Below are 18,106 nucleotides of genomic sequence, written 5' to 3'. Positions count from 1 at the left end.
CTCTTACTGGTAGCCCTTGGGGAACGGATCCGGCTCGACGAGATCGGCGGTCTCGTAGATCAGTTCGAACTGGCCATCGAGCTTGGCGCGGCCCACCCGGGTCTTCGACCAGAGATGATGGTTCTCGTGGATGCGCACGTAGCCTTCCGGCGCACCCTTGAACTCGACGCCGGGCGAAGCCGCCGCGATCTTGTCGACGTCGAAGGAGCCGGCCTTCTCGACCGTCAACTTCCACAGCCACGGGCCGAGATAGGCAGCCTGGGTGACGTCTCCGATCACGGTCTTCTCGCCCCACATCTTCTTGAACGCGGGCACGAAGGCCTTGTTGTTCGGATTGTCGAGCGACTGGAAGTACTTCATGCAGGCATAGGCGCCCGCGATGTTCTCGCCGCCGATGCCGTCGATTTCGTCCTCGGTCACCGAGATCGTCAGCAGCGCCTGCTTGGAGAGGTCGATGCCGGCGGCCTTGAGCTGCTTGTAGAAGGCGACGTTGGAGCCGCCGACCACGTCGGTGAAGATCACGTCGGGCTTGGTCAGCTTGATCTTGTTGATGACCGAGTTGAACTGGGTGTTGCCGAGCGGATAGTACTCCTCGCCGACAACCTTGCCCTTCAGCACGTTCTCGACGTGCTTGCGCGCGATCTTGTTCGAGGTGCGCGGCCAGATGTAGTCGGAGCCGACGAAGAAGAACGACTTCGCGCCCTTCTCCTTGGCGATCCAGTTCAGGCCGGCGAGAATCTGCTGGGTCGCTTCCTGGCCGGTATAGATCACGTTCTTGGACTGCTCGAGGCCTTCGTAGAAGGTCGGGTAGTAGAGCATGCCGTTATACTGCTCGACGACCGGCAGCACAGCCTTGCGCGAAGCCGAGGTCCAGCAGCCCATGATCGCCGCGACCTTGTCGTTGACGAGCAGCTTCTTGGCCTTTTCCGCGAAGGTCGGCCAGTCGCTGGCGCCGTCTTCCTGGATGAACTTGATCTTGCGGCCGAGCACGCCGCCGGCGGCGTTGATCTGCTCGATGGCGAGCTTTTCGGCTTCGATCGAGCCGGTTTCGGAGATGGCCATGGTGCCGGTAGCGGAGTGTAGGATACCCACCGTCACCTCGGTATCGGTCACCGCGAGGCCGGTGGTGTTGATCGCCGAGGTCGCCGGGGTCTGCGCAAAGGACGCCCGCGGCAGCATCGTGATGGCCGGGACGGCAGCGATTCCCATCAATAGTTTGCGCCGGAGCGGCGATAAAAGGCCCTTGGTTTCTTCGTCTGACATGAGCACCCCACTGTTTGTTCGAGGACACGCGATTGGTGCCGTGAGGATGGCTCGAATTTGTGCACTGCAAGCATACGCAAGATCGCGTATACTGCACCGCAAAATAGCGACGTAGGCTTTTGGTACGGGATTTGCGAGTTCACGAGAGGTTCGGACGAGTTCGGGAGTGGGGTATAAGTGGCAGGGCGGCAGCGAATAGACCGCGTCAGGCGCCAGTACAATCAGTGGGTCGCCAACCAGACGCTGGAAGACTACGCGCTGCGCTTCACCGCCAAAAGCGCACGACGCTGGTCCGCCGCTCGCGTCGCCAACACCGCGATTGGTGCGATCTCCTTCCTGGTGCTGGAGGCAATCGGCGGCACCATCACCCTCAACTACGGCGTTACCAACGCCGCAGCCGCAATCCTCGTCGTCTCCACCATCATCTTCTTCTGCGGCGTGCCGATTGCCTATTATGCAGCCAAGTGCGGCATCGACATTGACCTGCTCACGCGCGGCGCCGGCTTTGGCTATATCGGCTCGACAATCACCTCGCTGATCTACGCCTCCTTCACCTTCATCTTCTTCGCGATCGAGGCGGTGATCCTGGCAACCGCGCTGGAGATGTGCTTAGGCATCCCCCGCCCGATCGGCTACCTCATCAGCGCCGTCGCGATCATTCCGCTCGTGACCTACGGCATCACGCTGATCAGCCGCTTCCAGCTCTGGACGCAGCCGCTCTGGGTCGTCCTGCACATCCTGCCTTTCGCCGCGATTGCATGGGCCAGCCCGCACTCCTTCACGGAATGGCACAAATTCGCCGGCGAGCACGGCGACCTCGGCGGCCATTTCGATCTGTTGCTGTTCGGCGTCGCATCCTCCGTGGTGTTCTCGCTGGTGGCGCAGATCGGCGAGCAGGTCGACTTCCTGCGATTTCTGCCGCGCGACCGCCGCACCTCCAGGGCATCGTGGTGGATCGCGCTGATGAGCGCGGGGCCGGGCTGGATCGTGCTCGGCGCGCTGAAACTCCTGGCGGGCTCGTTCCTCGCATTCTTCGCGCTGAGCCACGGCGTGCCACCCGAAGAGGCGGCCGAGCCCGCACATATGTATGTCGTGGCCTTTCGCTACGTCCTGTCGGACCCGGATCTCGCGCTGGCCTTGACCGGCTTCTTCGTGGTGCTGTCGCAGATCAAGATCAACGTCACCAACGCCTATGCCGGCTCGATCGCCTGGTCGAATTTCTTCTCCCGTCTGACGCACAGCCATCCCGGACGCGTGGTCTGGCTGGTGTTCAACGTGATGGTGGCGCTGCTGCTGATGGAGATCGGCGTCTACAAGGCGCTGGAGCAGACGCTCGCGCTCTACTCCAACGTTGCGATTGCCTGGGTCGGCGCGCTGGTGTCCGATCTCGTCATCAACAAGCCGCTCGGCCTGCGCCCGCCGCAGATGGAGTTCAAGCGGGCGCATCTCTACGACATCAATCCGGTCGGTGTCGGCGCGATGACGCTCGCGATCATCGTCTCGATCGCGGCGTTCTACGGCCTGTTCGGGCCGACCATGAAGGCGCTCGCCGCCTTCGTCGCGCTGACGGTGGCCTTCGTCGCCGCACCGATCATCGCCTGGCTGACCGAGGGAAAGTTCTACATCGCGCGCAAGCCGAAGCGGAGCTGGGCCAATATCGAGTCGATCCAGTGCTGTATCTGCGAGCACAGTTTTGAACCGGAGGACATGACGTCCTGCCCTGCTTACGCCGGCCCGATCTGCTCCTTGTGCTGCTCGCTCGATGCACGCTGCCACGACCTCTGCAAACCGCACGCGCGGGCGCAGGTGCAATTTGCGGACGCGCTCAGCAAGATCCTGCCGCAGCCGATCTATGCGCGCATCAACTCGCAGTTCGGCCACTATATCGGCGTCTTCGTGGTCTCGGCGGGTCTCGTCGCGCTGGTGCTCGGGCTGATCTATCTGCAGACCTCGGCGAGCGTGCATGGCGAGAACCTGCTTGTCTCCAACGTGCTGTGGAAGGTGTTTTTCTCGCTCAGCATCATCATCGGCGTCGTGGCCTGGCTGTTCGTGCTGGCGCAACAGAGCCGCCGCGCCGCGGAGGCCGAGACGCGGCGGCAGACGGCGCTGCTGATCCAGGAGATCGACGCGCACAAGCGCACCGATGCCGAGCTCCAGCGCGCCAAGGAGGTCGCCGAATCCGCCAATCTCGCCAAGAGCCGCTATGTGGTGGGGCTGAGCCATGAGCTGCGCTCGCCACTGAATGCGATCAGCGGCTATGCCCAGCTGCTGGAGCAGGATTCAACGCTCAACACCAAGCCGCGCGACCAGGTCCGCGTCGTCCGCCGCAGCGCCGATCACCTCTCCGGCCTGATCGACGGCATCCTGGACATCTCCAAGATCGAGGCGGGACGGCTTTATCTGTCCCGCGACGAGGTGCGGCTCAGCGAGTTCCTCGACCAGCTCGTCGGCATGTTCCGGCTTCAAGCCGGCGCCAAAGGCATCGACTTCGTGTTCAGGCGGCCGGCGACATTGCCGACGGTGGTCTATGCCGACGAGAAGCGGCTGCGCCAGGTGCTGATCAACCTCCTCTCCAACGCCATCAAATTCACCCAGATCGGCAGCGTGCAGTTTATCGTGCACTACCGCAGTCCTGTTGCCGAATTCGAGGTGACCGATACCGGCCCCGGTATCCAGGGCGACGATCTCGAACGCATCTTCGCACCGTTCGAGCGCGGCGCGCTTGGAGTCTCGCAACCGCAGACGGGCACAGGACTGGGGCTCACCATCAGCCGGTTGCTCGCCGGCGTGATGGGCGGCGACATCAAGGTTGCGAGCACGGTCGGCCGCGGCAGCACCTTCAAGGTGAAGATGCTGCTGTCGGAGGTGACCAACCCCAGGCGCATCGCGCCGGTGGAGGCCCCGGTCTCCGGCTATCACGGCCAGCGCAAGACCATCCTCATCACCGACGACGACCCCGTGCATCGCGACCTCCTGCGCGAAGTGCTGACGCCGCTCGGCTTCATCCTGCTCAGCGCCGCCGACGGACCGGGCTGCCTTGCGCTGGCGCAGCATTGCCGGCCCGATCTGTTCCTGCTCGACATCTCGATGCCGGGCATGGATGGCTGGACCGTTGCGGAGCAACTGCGCGCAAACGGACATCATCAGGCGCGGATCCTGATGGTGTCGGCGAGCGCGCTGGAGGCGCATGGCGCACCGCTCGCACAGCCCTTCCACGACGGCTATCTGATGAAGCCGATCGACATCCCGCGGCTGCTGGAAACTATCCGCCAACTCCTCAAGATCGAATGGCAATATGGCTCCGACGAGATCGTCGTGCCGTTGTGGCACCCCGAAAGCGGCTCACGGCCACCGGTCAGGCACATCGAAGCGCTGATCGGGCTCGGCCAGATCGGCTACGTCAAGGGCATCCAGCTGAAGCTCGACGAGATCGGCGGCGAGCATCCGGAACATGCCGACTTCGTCGCCCAGATGCGATCGCTGGTCGATCGCTTCGATCTCGACCAGTACATGACAACATTGAAAACACTGCATGCTTATGAGCATTGAGACGAAAAAGCGCGACATCGCGCTCGTTGTCGACGACTCTCCCGAAACGCTGCGGCTTCTCACCGATGCGCTCGACGGCGCCGGGATGACGGTGATGGTTGCGCTCGACGGCGCGAGCGCGATGCGCATCGTGGACCAGATCACGCCCGATATCGTGCTGCTCGACGCCGTGATGCCCGGCCTGGATGGCTTCGAAACCTGCCGGCGACTCAAGCGCGACGCGGGCCTTGCCAATGTCCCCGTGATCTTCATGACGGGCCTCGCCGAGACCGAGCATATCGTGCGCGGGCTGGACGCCGGCGGCGTCGACTACGTGACCAAGCCGATCGTGATCGAGGAGATGCTGGCCCGCATCCGCGTCCATCTCGGCAATGCGCGGCTGACCCAGAGCGCGCGCACTGCACTCGACGTCTCCGGCCGTTTCCTGTTCGCGGCCAACCGCCTGGGCCACATCCTGTGGGCGACGCCGCAAGCGCAAAAGCTGCTGGCCGATCATCACGGCGCGCAGGCCGACGACTTCGTCCTGCCGGCGTCAATGCTGCAATGGTTGGAGCAGGCGAAAGGCAAGGGCAGCGCGAAGTCGCAGGCCGCTTCCCTGCCCGACAATCCGCAACTCCGGTTCTATTACATGGGCGAGACCGCGCCGAACGAGTTCCTGCTGCGGCTGTCGAAGGAGTCCGGCACCGCGCTGCCGCCGGAGTTCACCAGCGAGCTCGGCCTCACCACCCGTGAGGGTGAGGTGCTGGTCTGGCTCAGCAAAGGCAAGACCAATCGCGACATCGCGCAGATCTTGGGCCTCAGCCCGCGCACCGTGGACAAGCATCTGGAGCAGATCTACTCCAAGCTAGGCGTAGAGAACCGGACCGCGGCGGCAGCGATTGCCACGAATGCGACGCGAAGGAATTCGTGAGCGCACTGCGGATGAGTTGAGACGCCGTACACTCAACCAACCGTGTCATAACCTCTCCGTGGGAGTATGGGTCCCGGGCTCGCTTCGCGCCCTGGGACGACAGTTGAGCGCGTAGAAGCGCAAACGCCTTACACGAACCGTCCCCTCACCCATAAACAAACGCCCCGTCATCCAGATCTGTCTTCGGGATCTCGTCCTTCTCGGTCCAGTAGTCCTGGCTGTGCTGCCATTCCGGCTTGTCCCCGCGCTTCGGCAACAGCTTCATGTCGCGCATGATATAGCCGGGGTTGAAGTTTTCCGGATCGATCCACGGCAGTATCGGCATGTTGTGGTCTTCGGCGCGCAAGCTCACCTCGACCTTCTTGCTGCCCTTCGCCTTCATGTGGCCGAGCAGCCGGCAGACGAAGTCCGCAACGAGATCCACACGCAGCGTCCAGCTCGCGCGGAAATAGCCGAACACCCAGACCATATTCGGCACGCCTGTGAACATCATGCCGCGATAGGTCACGGTGTCGCCGAAGGCGAGCGGCTTGCCGTCGATCTCGAAGGCGATGTCGCCGAGTGCCGAGAGGTTGAAGCCGGTCGCGGTGACGATGACGTCGGCCGCCAGCAGCTTGCCGGATTTGAGCTGGATGCCGTTCTCGACGAAGCATTCGATCTCGTCGGTGACGACCGAGGCCTTGCCGCTGGCAATGCCCTTGAACAGATCGGCATCGGGAACGAAGGCGATGCGCTGCCGCCACGGCCGATAGCTCGGCGTAAAATGCGTCTCGACGTCGTAGTCCGGGCCGAGGACCGCGCTGATCTGGCCGATCAGCTCCTTCTTCACCTGCTCCGGCTTGGACAAGCAGAGTTTTGTGAACGCATCCTGCTCGAACAGAATCTTGCGGCGGACGATCTCGTGAATCCAGGCTTCGTCGACCTGGAGCCGCCGCAATTCCTCCGCGATCTCGATGGCGTTGCGGCCCAGGCGGAAATAGGTCGGCGAACGCTGCAGCATGGTGACATGCGCGCATGTATCTGCGATGTTCGGCACCAGCGTCGCAGCGGTCGCGCCCGAGCCGATCACGACGACCTTCTTGGCCTTGAGATCGATATCATCCGGCCAGGTCTGCGGATGGACAATGCGCCCCTTGAAGCGGTCCACGCCCTTCCATTCCGGCGTGTAACCTTCGGAATGGCGATAATAGCCCTGACACATCCAGAGGAAATTGGCGGTGAAGGTCTTTGTCTCGCCGGTGTCGGTCGTCACCGCCTCGATGGTCCAGAGGTTCTGCTCGCTCGACCAGCTCGCCGAGTTGATCTTGTGCTTGTAGCGGATGTGGCGGGCGATATCGTTGTCGTCGATCACCTCGTTCATATAAGCGAGGATCTCCTCGGCGGTTGCAATCGGCGGCCCGACCCAGGGCTTGAAGCTGTAGCCGAAAGTATGGAGATCACTATCCGAGCGAATGCCGGGATAGCGATGCGTGCTCCAGGTCCCGCCGAACGTCGCCTGCGTCTCCAGGATGACGTAGCTCGTGCCGGGAAGCTGCTTCGTGACGTGATAGGCGCTTCCGATGCCGGAGATGCCGGCACCGACGATCAGCACGTCGAAATGTTCTGAAGCCTGTTTGGCCGTGGCGTGACTGCGAACAGCGACATTCATTGTTGCTTCTATGCCTTGTCTTTTTCAGGTCGCCCTTGATGGGCAACGCGTTTCCTCCGCGACGGGCATGGTCCCCAACCGCGCTTCCTCCGCAAAATGGCATAGATCAAGTCGCGATCAAACTACAACGCCGCGCCCCAGCTCCGCGCGGTCTGCAAGATCCAGTCGCGGTAGAGCGTCAGCGGGGTGACCCCGGTTAATCCGCCGCAGCCGGCGGCACCATTCGGGCCCGTCGACCAGCTGATGACACCGACCAGCACGGCACCGCTCGGCTTGTCCTCGAACACGGGGCCACCGGAATCGCCGGTGCAGGCGCCGATTCCGTCGCGAACACCGTTGGTTACGGGATCGACCAGGCGGATCTGGAGCGTGCCGGGCTGGCCCGTGGCAATGAGCGCAGCAACCCGCGTCGTGCCGCCGCTCTTGCCATCGCCGCGCACGGTGACGCCGATACCGGCGATGGTGAAGCGGCTGCCAACCGGGATTGGAATATTCGGCATACCGACCGGCACCGTCGATTTTCCCTTGAGTGGAATTTCCAGTTGCAGCAATGCAACGTCTGCGGTGGCGCGATGCGTCTGCATCGCCTGCATGTTGAAGCTGGGATGGATCGCGACAGTTCGCACATTCAGCAGCTGTGGCGCGCCATCGGGGCCATGATCAACGATCTTGTAGTCGGCGCCGGGCTGCACGCAGTGCGCGACGGTGAGCACCAGTTTCGGCGCAATCAGACTGCCGGTGCAGAAATTGCCGCGCGAGCCCACGATGGTAACGACTGCGCGCGCGACGCCGTCGGCTTGCGGCGTGCCGCCACCGACGATGGCATGAGCCGGCGTCGCGAGCGTCAGCGCGGCTACGGTGAGAATGACAAGCTTCTTCATGGGAACACGCCTTGGCGTCAGCATGGGTGCAGGCGCGGGATTGCTTCGGACTGGCCCTTGCCGATAGCGCATGCTAGCCCTCTTGGAAAGGAACTGACGAGGGCAGGATAGTGGCGATCGAGGCTGTGATCTTCGATTTTGGCGGCGTGTTGACGAGCTCGCCGTTCGAGGCGTTCGCGCGATACGAGACCGAGCGCGGCCTGCCCCTCGACATCATCCGGCGCACCAATGCCGCCAATCATCTGGAGAACGCCTGGGCCAAGTTCGAGCGCGCCGAAGTCGATATCGATACCTTCGACAAGCTGTTTGCCACGGAGTCGCGTGCACTCGGCGCCGAGGTGCGCGGGCGCGACGTGCTGCCGCTGCTCCAGGGCGATCTGCGTCCAGAAATGGTCGAGGCGCTGAAGCGCATCAAGGCACAGTTCAAGACCGGCTGCATCACCAACAATCTGCCGGCCAACGCTATCGGCAGCATGACCGGGCGTTCACTCTACGTCGCCGAGGTCATGGTGCTGTTCGACCACGTCGTCGAATCCGCCAAGATCGGCCTGCGCAAGCCCGACCCACGCATTTACCAGCTGATGGTCGAGACGCTGAAGATCGATCCGGAGACATGCGTTTATCTGGACGACCTCGGCGTCAATTTAAAGCCCGCGCGCGAGATGGGCATGACCACGATCAAGGTCACGAGCGGCGCGCAGGCGATCAAAGACCTTGAAGCCGCAACCGGATTGAACCTGAGCTAGCGCGTCATTCTCCGTCATTGCGAGCGCAGCGAAGCAATCCAGAGTCTTTCCGCGGAGACGGTCTGGATTGCTTCGCTGCGCTCGCAATGACGACTGTGGCGAGAGGTCACCTAACCAAACCTACTCCGCCGCGGCGGCGATCCGCTCGGGGAAGGCGGCGGCGAGCGAAGCACGATCCGGCTTCAGCACGCCGCGCTCGGTGATGAGGCCGGTGACGAGACGCGCCGGGGTCACGTCGAAGGCGTAGTTCGCGACGGGCGAGCCCTCCGGCACGATGCGCACTGTCTCCAGCCGGCCATCGGCCGTGCGGCCGGTCATGTCGGTGACCTCAGCGCCGCTGCGCTGCTCGATCGGAATGTCGCGAATGCCGTCATTGACGGTGAAGTCGATCGTCGGCGACGGCAGCGCGACATAGAACGGCACGTCGTTGTCATGCGCGGCGAGCGCTTTCAGATAGGTGCCGATCTTGTTGCAGACGTCGCCATTGGCGGCGACGCGGTCGGTGCCGACGATGGCGAGATCGACCATGCCGTGCTGCATCAGATGTCCGCCGGTATTGTCGGGGATCACCGTGTGCGGCACGCCATGATGCCCGAGCTCCCAGGCGGTAAGCGAGGCGCCCTGGTTGCGCGGCCGGGTCTCGTCGACCCAGACATGGATCTTGATGCCGCGCTCATGTGCGAGATAGATCGGTGCGGTCGCGGTGCCCCAGTCGACGGTAGCGAGCCAGCCGGCATTGCAATGGGTCAGCACGTTCACCACTTCGCCCGGCTTCTTCTTCGCGACGATCGCCTCGATCAATGCAAAACCGTTGGCGGCAATGCCGCGGTTGATCTCGACATCCTGCTCGACGATCTCGTCGGCGCGGGCGTAGGCTGCTTCCGCACGTTCCACCGGGTCGATCGGCGCGAGGGTCGCGCGCATCTCGTCCAGCGCCCATTTCAGATTGATCGCGGTCGGCCGCGCCACGACCAGCGTCTCGTAAGCGCGCGCCAGGCCGGCGTCGGAGGCGTCTTCGCGCATCGCAAGCGCCATGCCGTAAGCCGCCGTCGCGCCGATCAGCGGCGCACCACGCACCAGCATATCGCGGATCGCAACTGCCGCGTCTCCGCATGAGGTCAGCTTCGCAATGATGAACTCATGTGGCAGCCGGCGCTGGTCGATCGCGCCGACCGACCAGCCGTCGCGCTCGCGCCAGATGCTGCGGAAATGCTTGCCGTCGACCTTCATGGCATTCTGCCTTTCGTCTCAACCGCGCAGGATGCGCCCCGCCACCGCATCGAGCTTCTTCAGAATCTCGGGATCGCGCGCCTCAGGCGCGGTGATCAGCGCGGTGTCGAGCGCACGGTCCGAACCGATCGGGCATGGCTCGTGCTCGCGCGGAAAATCCTTGGCGAGGCGGGCCACCAGCGCCTTGGCCTTATCGGCGTTGGATGTCAGCACGCGGATGATATCCTGCACGGTGACAGCGTCGTGATCCGGATGCCAGCAATCGAAATCCGTCACCATCGCGACGGTCGCGTAGCAAATCTCGGCCTCGCGGGCGAGCTTTGCCTCGGGCATGTTGGTCATACCGATCACGGAATAGCCCAGCGTCTTGTAGGTCATGCTTTCCGCATAGGTGGAGAATTGCGGCCCTTCCATGCAGACATAGGTGCCGCTGCGCGCGATCGCGATGCCCTCGGCCTCAGCCGCCGCGACCAGATGGATGCGCAGCCGCGGCGAGACCGGATGCGCCATCGAGACATGCGCGACGCAGCCCTTGCCGAAGAACGAGCTCTCGCGCTTGTGGGTGCGATCGACGAACTGGTCGACGAGAACGAAGGTGCCGGGTGGCATCTCCTCCTTGAAGGAGCCGCAGGCCGACAGTGAGATCAGGTCGGTGACGCCGGCGCGCTTCAGCACGTCGATATTGGCGCGGTAGTTGATGTCGGAGGGCGACAGGCGGTGGCCCTTGTCATGACGCGGCAGGAACACGATCGGCAGGCCTGCGATGGTACCGCGCCGCACGGGCGCCGACGGCTCGCCCCAAGGGCTCTTGATCACCTCTTCGTGCGCGCCCTCGAGACCCGGCAAATCGTAGATGCCGGAGCCGCCGATGATGCCCAATACCGCCTGCGTCATGCCTGCTCCACCCCGTTCGCGACCCGCGACATGGTTAAGCTATGCCAGTTTTGCGGCAGTTTTGGAACGGGTGCTGTGGTCTTGCCGGGCCGAAAGAAGCCTGCGCCGAACTTAGGCCGCCGTCGCCGGCTGCAGCTGGGTGGCGACCATGCGTTCCAGCGTCTCGACGGACTGGAAATTCTCCGGCGTAATCTCGGTTTGCGGAATCGTGAAGTCGAACTCGGCTTCGACGCCGAGCATCAGATTGACCATGTCCATCGAGGTCAGGCCGGCATCGACGAGTTTCGTCGACGGCGTGACATTGGCGGTGAGCGCGTTCTGCGCGAGGATGCCCTTCACCAGCTTGGTGATGCGATTGCGCAAATCGGTATCGAAGGCCTGCATCGGCAAATTCCCATCTGTCTATAAAAGGTCGGACCGGTTGCCGGGTACGATGGGCACGACGGGCCGGCCCCGCAATGGGCGTCACCATTACTTCGCGTTTCTTAGTAAACGATGAGTCAGATTGTCCGAAATTCCGGCTCCTTCCAAAACCCTAACACGACACCCGGACTTTCGGCGATGCAAACAACCGGGCCTTAACTGTTCGTTCGGAATTGCAGTTCGTTTACCTTCTATTTCATCGACGAATTTGAATTAAATCCGTAGCCTCCAATCACAAGCAAAGATGGTCGGATGATTGCGAACGGCATCGCAAATGATGCCTGCGGTCTCGAACGACGAAACGGAGGCGGACGAGCATGAACGTGCGTGAAGCAGTCCTGACTGTCGACGAGACCCAAGCGAGCCTTCTCGAAGGCCCCTCCTTGATCGAGCGTGCGGCTCGCACCGCCACCGTGGCAGCGGCCGACGCCGACGGCGTCGATCGCGACGCCCGCTTTCCTCACAACGCTTTCGATGCCGCGCGCGAGCAGAAGCTGCTGGGCGTTATGATCCCGGTCGAATTCGGTGGCTTCGGCGCCTCGATCTACGACGTCACCGACATCTGCTACACGCTCGGACGCGCGTGCGCTTCGACAGCGATGATCTACGCGATGCATACGACCAAGGTCGCCTGCGTGATCCGCCACGGTCACGGCATTCCCTGGATGGAAACCATGATGCGCCGGGTCGCCCGAGACCAGTGGCTGCTGGCCTCCTCCACCACCGAAGGCCAGAATGGCGGCAACATCCGCGCCAGCGCGGCCGCGGTCGACCACGCCGGCGACACCGTCTCGCTGGTGCGCGACGCCACCGTGATCTCCTACGGCGCCCAGGCCGACGGCCTCGTCACCATCGCCCGCCGCGCCACCGAGGCCGCTGCTTCCGACCAGGTGCTGCTGGCGCTCGCCAAGGACGACTATTCGCTGAAGCAGACGCAGGGCTGGGAAACGCTCGGCATGCGCGGCACCTGCTCGACCGGCTTCGAGCTGAAGGTCGACTGCTCCGCCGACCGCGTATTCCCGGAAGCCTATGACAAGATCCATGCCCAGACCATGACGCCGTTCGCGCATCTGTGCTGGTCGTCGGCCTGGGCCGGCATTGCCGCTGCTTCGGTCACGCGTGCGCAGGCGTTCGTTCGCAAGGCGGCCCGCAGCTCCGGCGGTCAGATGCCGCCCGCGGCCGCGCACTTCACCGCCGCGAAAATGTCGCTGGCCAAACTGCGCGCATTGATATCGGCCAACCTCGACGCCTTCGCCCGCGCCGAGCATGACGAGCGCGCGCTCGGCTCGCTGGATTTCCAGTCCTCGATCACGCTGTTGAAGGTGCAGGCCTCAGAGCTCGCGGTCGAAACCGTGATGCATGCGATGCGCACCGCGGGCCTGTCCGGCTACCGTAACGACGGCGAGTTCACCATGGGTCGCCACCTGCGCGACGTGCTGTCGTCGCCGATCATGATCAACAACGACCGTATTCTCGCCAATGCCGCCACCTCGACCCTGATGAGCGGCATTCCGGCAAGCCTTCGTGACTAACAAGCCTTCTGACAAATCTTCCCGACTGACGTGCTTTCGAGACCAACAAGAATAATTGCCGATAACAGGAAGTCGAACATGAACATTGCTGTTCTCCCCAACTCGCCCGAAACTGCACCGCAGATCGTCGATCCGCTCGATCATCTCGCCGAAAAGCTGTTCCATCGCATGGGCTCGGACGGCGTCTACGCCCGTACCGCGCTCTATGAGGGTATCGTCGAGAAGCTCGCCGCGCTGATCACCAGCAATCGCGAAGCCGGCACCGAGGTGATGCGCTTCCCGCCGGTGATGAGCCGCGCCCAGCTGGAGAAATCCGGCTACCTCAAGAGCTTTCCGAACCTGCTCGGCTGCGTCTGCGGCCTGCATGGCACCGAACGCGAGATCAACGCCGCGGTGAGCCGCTTCGATGCCGGTGGTGACTGGACTTCGTCGCTCTCGCCGGCCGACCTCGTGCTGTCGCCCGCGGCCTGCTATCCCGTGTATCCGATCGCAGCAAGCCGCGGCCAGCTGCCGAAGGGCGGCCTGCGCTTCGACGTCGCGGCCGACTGCTTCCGCCGCGAACCGTCAAAGCATCTCGACCGGCTGCAATCGTTCCGGATGCGCGAATATGTCTGCATCGGCACCCCCGATGACGTCGCCGATTTCCGCGAGCGCTGGATGGTGCGCGCGCAGGCAATCGCGACCGATCTCGGCCTGACCTTCCGCGTCGACTATGCCAGCGACCCCTTCTTCGGCCGCGTCGGCCAGATGAAGGCGGTGAGCCAGAAACAGCAGCAACTCAAGTTCGAGCTGCTCATCCCGCTGCGCTCCGAAGAGCAACCAACCGCCTGCATGAGCTTCAACTATCACCGCGAACATTTCGGCACGACCTGGGACATCCAGGACACCAATGGCGAGCCCGCGCACACCGGTTGCGTCGCCTTCGGCATGGACCGGCTCGCGGTCGCGATGTTCCACACCCACGGCACCGATCTCTCCGCGTGGCCCGCCAAGGTGCGGGACATTCTGGGCATGCAGTCGCGGGTCGCGGCGGATGCCCACGGCGAAGGCTGGCGCTAAGGCAAGAGGCCGATCATTTCCACGGGTAAGACGAGCGTGATCCACACCAAGGTCCGATGTCGCGAGATCACCGAAGCCGACGTCGATGCGGTCGCGGACCTGTTGACGCGTGGCTTCGTCGGCCGCTCGCGCAATTACTGGATCCAGGGACTGCGCCGGCAGGCCTTCCGGCCGGTGCCGGACGGCTATCCGCGCTTCGGCTACATGCTCGACAATGACGGCACGCCGGTCGGCGTGCTGTTGCTGATATACACGACGCGGAAGGATGGCGAGGAGATCGCCATCCACTGCAATCTATCGAGCTGGTATGTCGAGCCGGCCTACCGCAATTACGCGCCGCTGCTGACCAAGATCGCGCAGCGGCACAAGCACGTGACCTATCTCAACATCAGCCCGGCCGTCTGGACCTGGCCGATCATCGAGACGCAGGGCTTTCGCGCCTATTGCCGCGGCCTGTTCTTCTCGGTGCCGGCGTTGTCGCGCGCCCCGCGCTGGAGCAAGATCGAGGTCATCTCGCAGCACATCAAGCAGATCGAAGGGCTCTCCGACGAGGAGACCGAGCTGCTGACCCGGCACGCGCGCTACAATTGCCTCAGCCTGGTCTGCCGCACGCCGAAAGGAGTCTTCCCCTTCATCCTGCAACCGGTGCGCATCCGCCGCGGTTTCATCGCACCGCCGGCGATGCAGCTGATCTACTGCCGCAGTGCCGCCGAATATGCCGCCTGCGCCGGCCGCATTGGCCGGCTGCTGCTGCGGCTTGGCAAGATCTCGGTGATCGTCGATTCGAACGAGCCCATCCCCGGCCTTGTCGGTGTTTATACCGAGCGCCGTGGCCGCAAATATTTTAGGGGTCCGCACCGCCCGCGGCTGGCCGACCTCACGGATACGGAACTCGTGCTGTACGGGCCGTAGCACAGGGTGCTGCGCTTAGACGCCGGTATGCGCTCACTTCGCATTGGTAGTCACCCTCCGTAAACTACGGCGCTTAAGGGAATTTTCCCGCCTCTTCGATACGCTCAGTGGCTGAATTACGTTGCGCTAAGTCTATTGCCACCGAGATCCACTGGTCCCATGACGTCGACCCGCGACAACGAACTCGGTGCGCGCCGCGAGCAAGGCCAGCAGGCCCTGCTCTCGCTGAGCCAGCTTGCGCTCGACGGCATGGAACAAGGCGTCTGCGTTTACGATGCCGACAACCGGATCGTGCTGGTCAACCGCCGGTATATCGAGCTGTTCGGCATGTCGGCCGACATTGTCCGGCTCGGAACGCGCTACCGCGACGTGCTCGCCCACAGCGTGGCGCTCGGCAATATCCGGGCAAGTGACCTTGACGCGCTCTACGCTGCGCGGATCGCATTGATCGCGGCCGGCAAGCCGTTCCATACGCGGCAGACACTCGCCAGCGGCCTGGTCATCACGCTCGAGCTGAAGCCGCTTCCCGACGGCGGCTGGATGACGATCTGTGACGATGTCAGCCGCCTCGCCCGGCTCGAGGTCGAGCTGCAACTTCAGACCGAGCGCAGCCAGCACGCGCTCGCCAACATGTCGCACGGCCTCATCATGTATGACGCCGACAGCCGCGTCGTCGTCTGCAACGAACGCTTCCTGCAATTCTACAACCTAGACCCCGAGCTCGTGAAACCGGGCATCTCGCATAGCACGGCCATCGAGCACTGGCTGTCGCGCGGCAACACGGCGGATATGTCCGCAGACGAGTTCCGCGAGACCCGGATCAACGACGTCCGGACCAGGAGCCCGAAAACCGTTCTCGTGACGCGCCATGACGGCCGCAGGGTACAGGCGGTATCGCGGTTCATGCCAGACGGCGGCTGGGTCACCGTGCATGAGGACGTCACCGAGCGGCTGCAGCACGAAGAGACGCTGAAGCAGCAAAATCTCATGCTGGATGCGGCGCTCGAAAACATGGCGCATGGCCTCGCGTTCTACGACAGCGACATGCGCCTGCGCATCTGCAACTCCACCTACCAGCAGATCTATCGGCTGTCGCCGGAGGAGAGCAAGCCCGGCACCCATCTCGCCGCGCTGATCGAGCGCTCGATGGCGAACGGCGCCTTCGCTTCCGAATACAGCCCGCAACAGCTCGTTGAAGCCGCCAGCGCGCGCATCGCGAACCGCGATTCCTCTCCGATACGGCGGAGCATGTCGAACGGCACCGTGATCTCGGTTCGCTATTGCGCGCTGCCCGAGGGCGGCTTCGTCGCCACCTACGAGGACATCACCGAGCGCGAACGCGCGGTCGAGGAGCTGAGTGAGCAGTATCGCCGCTTCGATGCGGCGCTGAACAACATGAGCCAGGGCCTGTGCATGCTCGATGCGAGCCTCCACGTCATCGTCTGCAACCGCCGCTACATCGAGATGTACGGCCTGTCGCCCGACATTGTGAAGCCCGGCGTCTCGATGCGCGAGATCATGGAGCACAGCTGCGATCTCGGCATCCATCCGAACACCACCGCCGCCAAGATCTATGCCGACTATGTCGAGCGGCTGCGCGAGGGCGAGCACACGCTGCACCGCCATTTGAGCGACGGCCGCATTATCAAGCTCAACCACAAGCGGATGGAGCACGGCGGCTGGGTCGTCACCTATGAGGACGTCACCGAGCGTCATAAGGCCCAGGCCCGGGTCGCGCACATGGCGCAGCACGACTCCCTGACTGACTTGCCCAACCGCACGCTGTTCCGCGAGAAGATGGGCGAGGGGCTGAACCAGGTCGCGATCGCCGGCGGCGCCATGGCCGTGCTGTGCTTCGACCTCGACAATTTCAAGACCGTCAACGACCGGCTCGGCCACGCCGCCGGCGACCGGTTGCTGCGCTGGGTCGCGGCGCAGCTGAAGGAGAATGTCGGCGAGCACGACACCGTCGCCCGTCTCGGCGGCGACGAGTTCGCCGTGCTCCAGCGCGGACCGCAACCGCAATCGGCGGAGCGGCTGGCACGCCGCCTGGTCGAGATCATCGGTCATCCGCCGCCGCTGGGGAGCCAGTCGATCCATGTCGGCGTCTCCGTCGGCATCGCGATCGCGCCCGACCACGGCCTCGACGCGGACGAGCTGATGAAATGCGCCGATCTCGCGCTGTACCAGGCCAAGGCCAAGGGCCGCGGCGCCTATCAGCTGTTCGAGCCCGAAATGGAAGAAGAGGCGCGCAGCCGGCACGCACTGGAGCACGATCTGCGCGGCGCGCTGGAAGCCAACCAGTTCCATCTGGTGTTCCAGCCGCAGGTGCGGCTCGACACCACCGAGCTGACCGGTTTCGAGGCGCTGCTGCGCTGGAACCATCCCTCGCGCGGCTTCGTCTCGCCGGCCGAGTTCATTCCGATCGCCGAAGAGAACGGGCTGATCGTTCCGATCGGCGAATGGGTGCTGCGTACCGCTTGCGCCACTGCGGCCTCATGGCCGGATGTCACGGTCGCGGTCAATCTGTCGCCGGTGCAGTTCCGCTCGCGTGGACTGGTGGCGATGGTGACGAGCGCGCTTGCAGAAGCCGGCCTGCCGCCGCGGCGGCTCGAGCTCGAGGTCACCGAGACGGCGCTGCTCGATGACAGCGAAGCGACGATCGGGATCCTGCACCAGCTCCGCACCCTCGGCGTGCGCGTCAGCCTCGACGATTTCGGCGTCGGCTATTCCTCGCTGAGTTACTTGCGCAAATTTCCGTTCGACCGCATCAAGATCGACCGCTCCTTCGTCGGCACGCTCGGCGAGAGTCCGGAAAGCGCCGCCATCGTCCGCACTATCGCGAGCCTCGGCGCCGTGCTCGGCGTCGAGACGACGGCGGAAGGGGTCGAGACGATCGAGCAGCTCGACTTCGTCCGCGAATGCGGCTGCACGGCGGTGCAGGGCTATTACTTCGGCAAGCCCTGCCCGGCGGCTGAGGTGGGGCTTACCATCGAGACGCTGAACGCAGTCCGCCGCGTGGCGTGAGCCTGCCTATTCCTCTCGCGAACATCGCGAAA

At 63.7% G+C, this 18,106-nt stretch carries 13 protein-coding genes; 7 read left to right on the top strand and 6 right to left on the bottom strand.

Annotated features, from left to right (window positions below; translation table 11 throughout):
* Positions 1-3: 3 nt before the first annotated feature.
* Entirely contained in the window at positions 4-1,263 is a 1,260-nt protein-coding gene (gene urtA, locus ABIC09_RS35200) for an urea ABC transporter substrate-binding protein (protein WP_148754350.1), read from the bottom strand.
* A gap of 177 nt (positions 1,264-1,440) precedes the next feature.
* Here urtA and ABIC09_RS35195 point away from each other — a divergent pair, with 177 nt between their 5' ends.
* Positions 1,441-4,812: a hybrid sensor histidine kinase/response regulator gene (locus ABIC09_RS35195; protein ID WP_354112120.1), complete on the top strand. Its 3,372-nt coding sequence runs from the start codon at positions 1,441-1,443 to the stop codon at positions 4,810-4,812.
* Positions 4,796-5,722, top strand: a complete 927-nt coding sequence (locus ABIC09_RS35190) for a response regulator (RefSeq protein WP_354031427.1) — start codon at positions 4,796-4,798, stop codon at positions 5,720-5,722. The genes ABIC09_RS35195 and ABIC09_RS35190 overlap by 17 nt, the downstream gene beginning before the upstream one ends.
* A gap of 145 nt (positions 5,723-5,867) precedes the next feature.
* Here ABIC09_RS35190 and ABIC09_RS35185 read toward each other — a convergent pair whose 3' ends face one another.
* Together ABIC09_RS35185 and ABIC09_RS35180 are read right to left on the bottom strand one after the other, a co-directional pair.
* Positions 5,868-7,370, bottom strand: coding sequence for a flavin-containing monooxygenase (locus ABIC09_RS35185; protein WP_354112119.1), 1,503 nt, complete (start codon positions 7,368-7,370; stop codon positions 5,868-5,870).
* Positions 7,371-7,492: 122 nt separating this feature from the next.
* Entirely contained in the window at positions 7,493-8,251 is a 759-nt protein-coding gene (locus ABIC09_RS35180) for a S1 family peptidase (RefSeq protein WP_354112118.1), read from the bottom strand.
* Between the two features lie 110 nt (positions 8,252-8,361).
* Between ABIC09_RS35180 and ABIC09_RS35175 the strand changes: the two genes are divergently transcribed.
* Positions 8,362-8,997 (top strand): HAD-IA family hydrolase, encoded by a 636-nt coding sequence (locus ABIC09_RS35175; protein ID WP_354112117.1) that lies wholly within the window; start codon positions 8,362-8,364, stop codon positions 8,995-8,997.
* A gap of 120 nt (positions 8,998-9,117) precedes the next feature.
* Here ABIC09_RS35175 and mtnA read toward each other — a convergent pair whose 3' ends face one another.
* The 3 genes from mtnA to ABIC09_RS35160 form a co-directional block, all read right to left on the bottom strand.
* Positions 9,118-10,227, bottom strand: a complete 1,110-nt coding sequence (mtnA, locus tag ABIC09_RS35170) for an S-methyl-5-thioribose-1-phosphate isomerase (RefSeq protein ID WP_354112116.1) — start codon at positions 10,225-10,227, stop codon at positions 9,118-9,120.
* 18 nt (positions 10,228-10,245) lie between these two features.
* Positions 10,246-11,121: an S-methyl-5'-thioadenosine phosphorylase gene (locus ABIC09_RS35165; protein ID WP_354112115.1), complete on the bottom strand. Its 876-nt coding sequence runs from the start codon at positions 11,119-11,121 to the stop codon at positions 10,246-10,248.
* 111 nt (positions 11,122-11,232) lie between these two features.
* Complete coding sequence (locus tag ABIC09_RS35160; RefSeq protein ID WP_148754344.1) at positions 11,233-11,505, bottom strand: phosphopantetheine-binding protein; 273 nt, start codon at positions 11,503-11,505, stop codon at positions 11,233-11,235.
* A gap of 356 nt (positions 11,506-11,861) precedes the next feature.
* Between ABIC09_RS35160 and ABIC09_RS35155 the strand changes: the two genes are divergently transcribed.
* From ABIC09_RS35155 to ABIC09_RS35140, 4 genes are all read left to right on the top strand, one after another.
* The gene (locus tag ABIC09_RS35155; protein ID WP_354112114.1) at positions 11,862-13,076 is read left to right on the top strand and encodes an acyl-CoA dehydrogenase family protein; all 1,215 of its coding nucleotides are present in this window, start codon (positions 11,862-11,864) and stop codon (positions 13,074-13,076) included.
* A 78-nt stretch (positions 13,077-13,154) separates the two neighbouring features.
* The gene (locus ABIC09_RS35150; RefSeq protein ID WP_354112113.1) at positions 13,155-14,135 is read left to right on the top strand and encodes an amino acid--[acyl-carrier-protein] ligase; all 981 of its coding nucleotides are present in this window, start codon (positions 13,155-13,157) and stop codon (positions 14,133-14,135) included.
* Positions 14,136-14,171: 36 nt separating this feature from the next.
* Positions 14,172-15,047: a GNAT family N-acetyltransferase gene (locus tag ABIC09_RS35145; protein ID WP_354112112.1), complete on the top strand. Its 876-nt coding sequence runs from the start codon at positions 14,172-14,174 to the stop codon at positions 15,045-15,047.
* A 159-nt stretch (positions 15,048-15,206) separates the two neighbouring features.
* Positions 15,207-18,074: a PAS-domain containing protein gene (locus tag ABIC09_RS35140; protein WP_354112111.1), complete on the top strand. Its 2,868-nt coding sequence runs from the start codon at positions 15,207-15,209 to the stop codon at positions 18,072-18,074.
* Positions 18,075-18,106: the final 32 nt, after the last annotated feature.

It is taken from the genome of Bradyrhizobium sp. S3.12.5 (genome assembly GCF_040548225.1).
Taxonomy (GTDB): Bacteria; Pseudomonadota; Alphaproteobacteria; order Rhizobiales; family Xanthobacteraceae; genus Bradyrhizobium; species Bradyrhizobium cytisi.
The sequence above is the reverse complement of the archived record's forward strand: the minus strand, read 5'-3'. Positions and strand labels throughout refer to the sequence as shown.

Excerpts from the sequence above, each read along its gene's own strand:
- urtA (WP_148754350.1), bottom strand. The coding sequence starts at position 1,263 with ATGTCAGACGAAGAAACCAAGGGCCTTTTATCGCCGCTCCGGCGCAAA.
- ABIC09_RS35190 (WP_354031427.1), top strand. The coding sequence starts at position 4,796 with ATGCTTATGAGCATTGAGACGAAAAAGCGCGACATCGCGCTCGTTGTC.
- ABIC09_RS35185 (WP_354112119.1), bottom strand. The coding sequence starts at position 7,370 with ATGAATGTCGCTGTTCGCAGTCACGCCACGGCCAAACAGGCTTCAGAA.
- ABIC09_RS35180 (WP_354112118.1), bottom strand. The coding sequence starts at position 8,251 with ATGAAGAAGCTTGTCATTCTCACCGTAGCCGCGCTGACGCTCGCGACG.
- mtnA (WP_354112116.1), bottom strand. The coding sequence starts at position 10,227 with ATGAAGGTCGACGGCAAGCATTTCCGCAGCATCTGGCGCGAGCGCGAC.
- ABIC09_RS35165 (WP_354112115.1), bottom strand. The coding sequence starts at position 11,121 with ATGACGCAGGCGGTATTGGGCATCATCGGCGGCTCCGGCATCTACGAT.
- ABIC09_RS35160 (WP_148754344.1), bottom strand. The coding sequence starts at position 11,505 with ATGCAGGCCTTCGATACCGATTTGCGCAATCGCATCACCAAGCTGGTG.
- ABIC09_RS35155 (WP_354112114.1), top strand. The coding sequence starts at position 11,862 with ATGAACGTGCGTGAAGCAGTCCTGACTGTCGACGAGACCCAAGCGAGC.
- ABIC09_RS35150 (WP_354112113.1), top strand. The coding sequence starts at position 13,155 with ATGAACATTGCTGTTCTCCCCAACTCGCCCGAAACTGCACCGCAGATC.
- ABIC09_RS35140 (WP_354112111.1), top strand. The coding sequence starts at position 15,207 with ATGACGTCGACCCGCGACAACGAACTCGGTGCGCGCCGCGAGCAAGGC.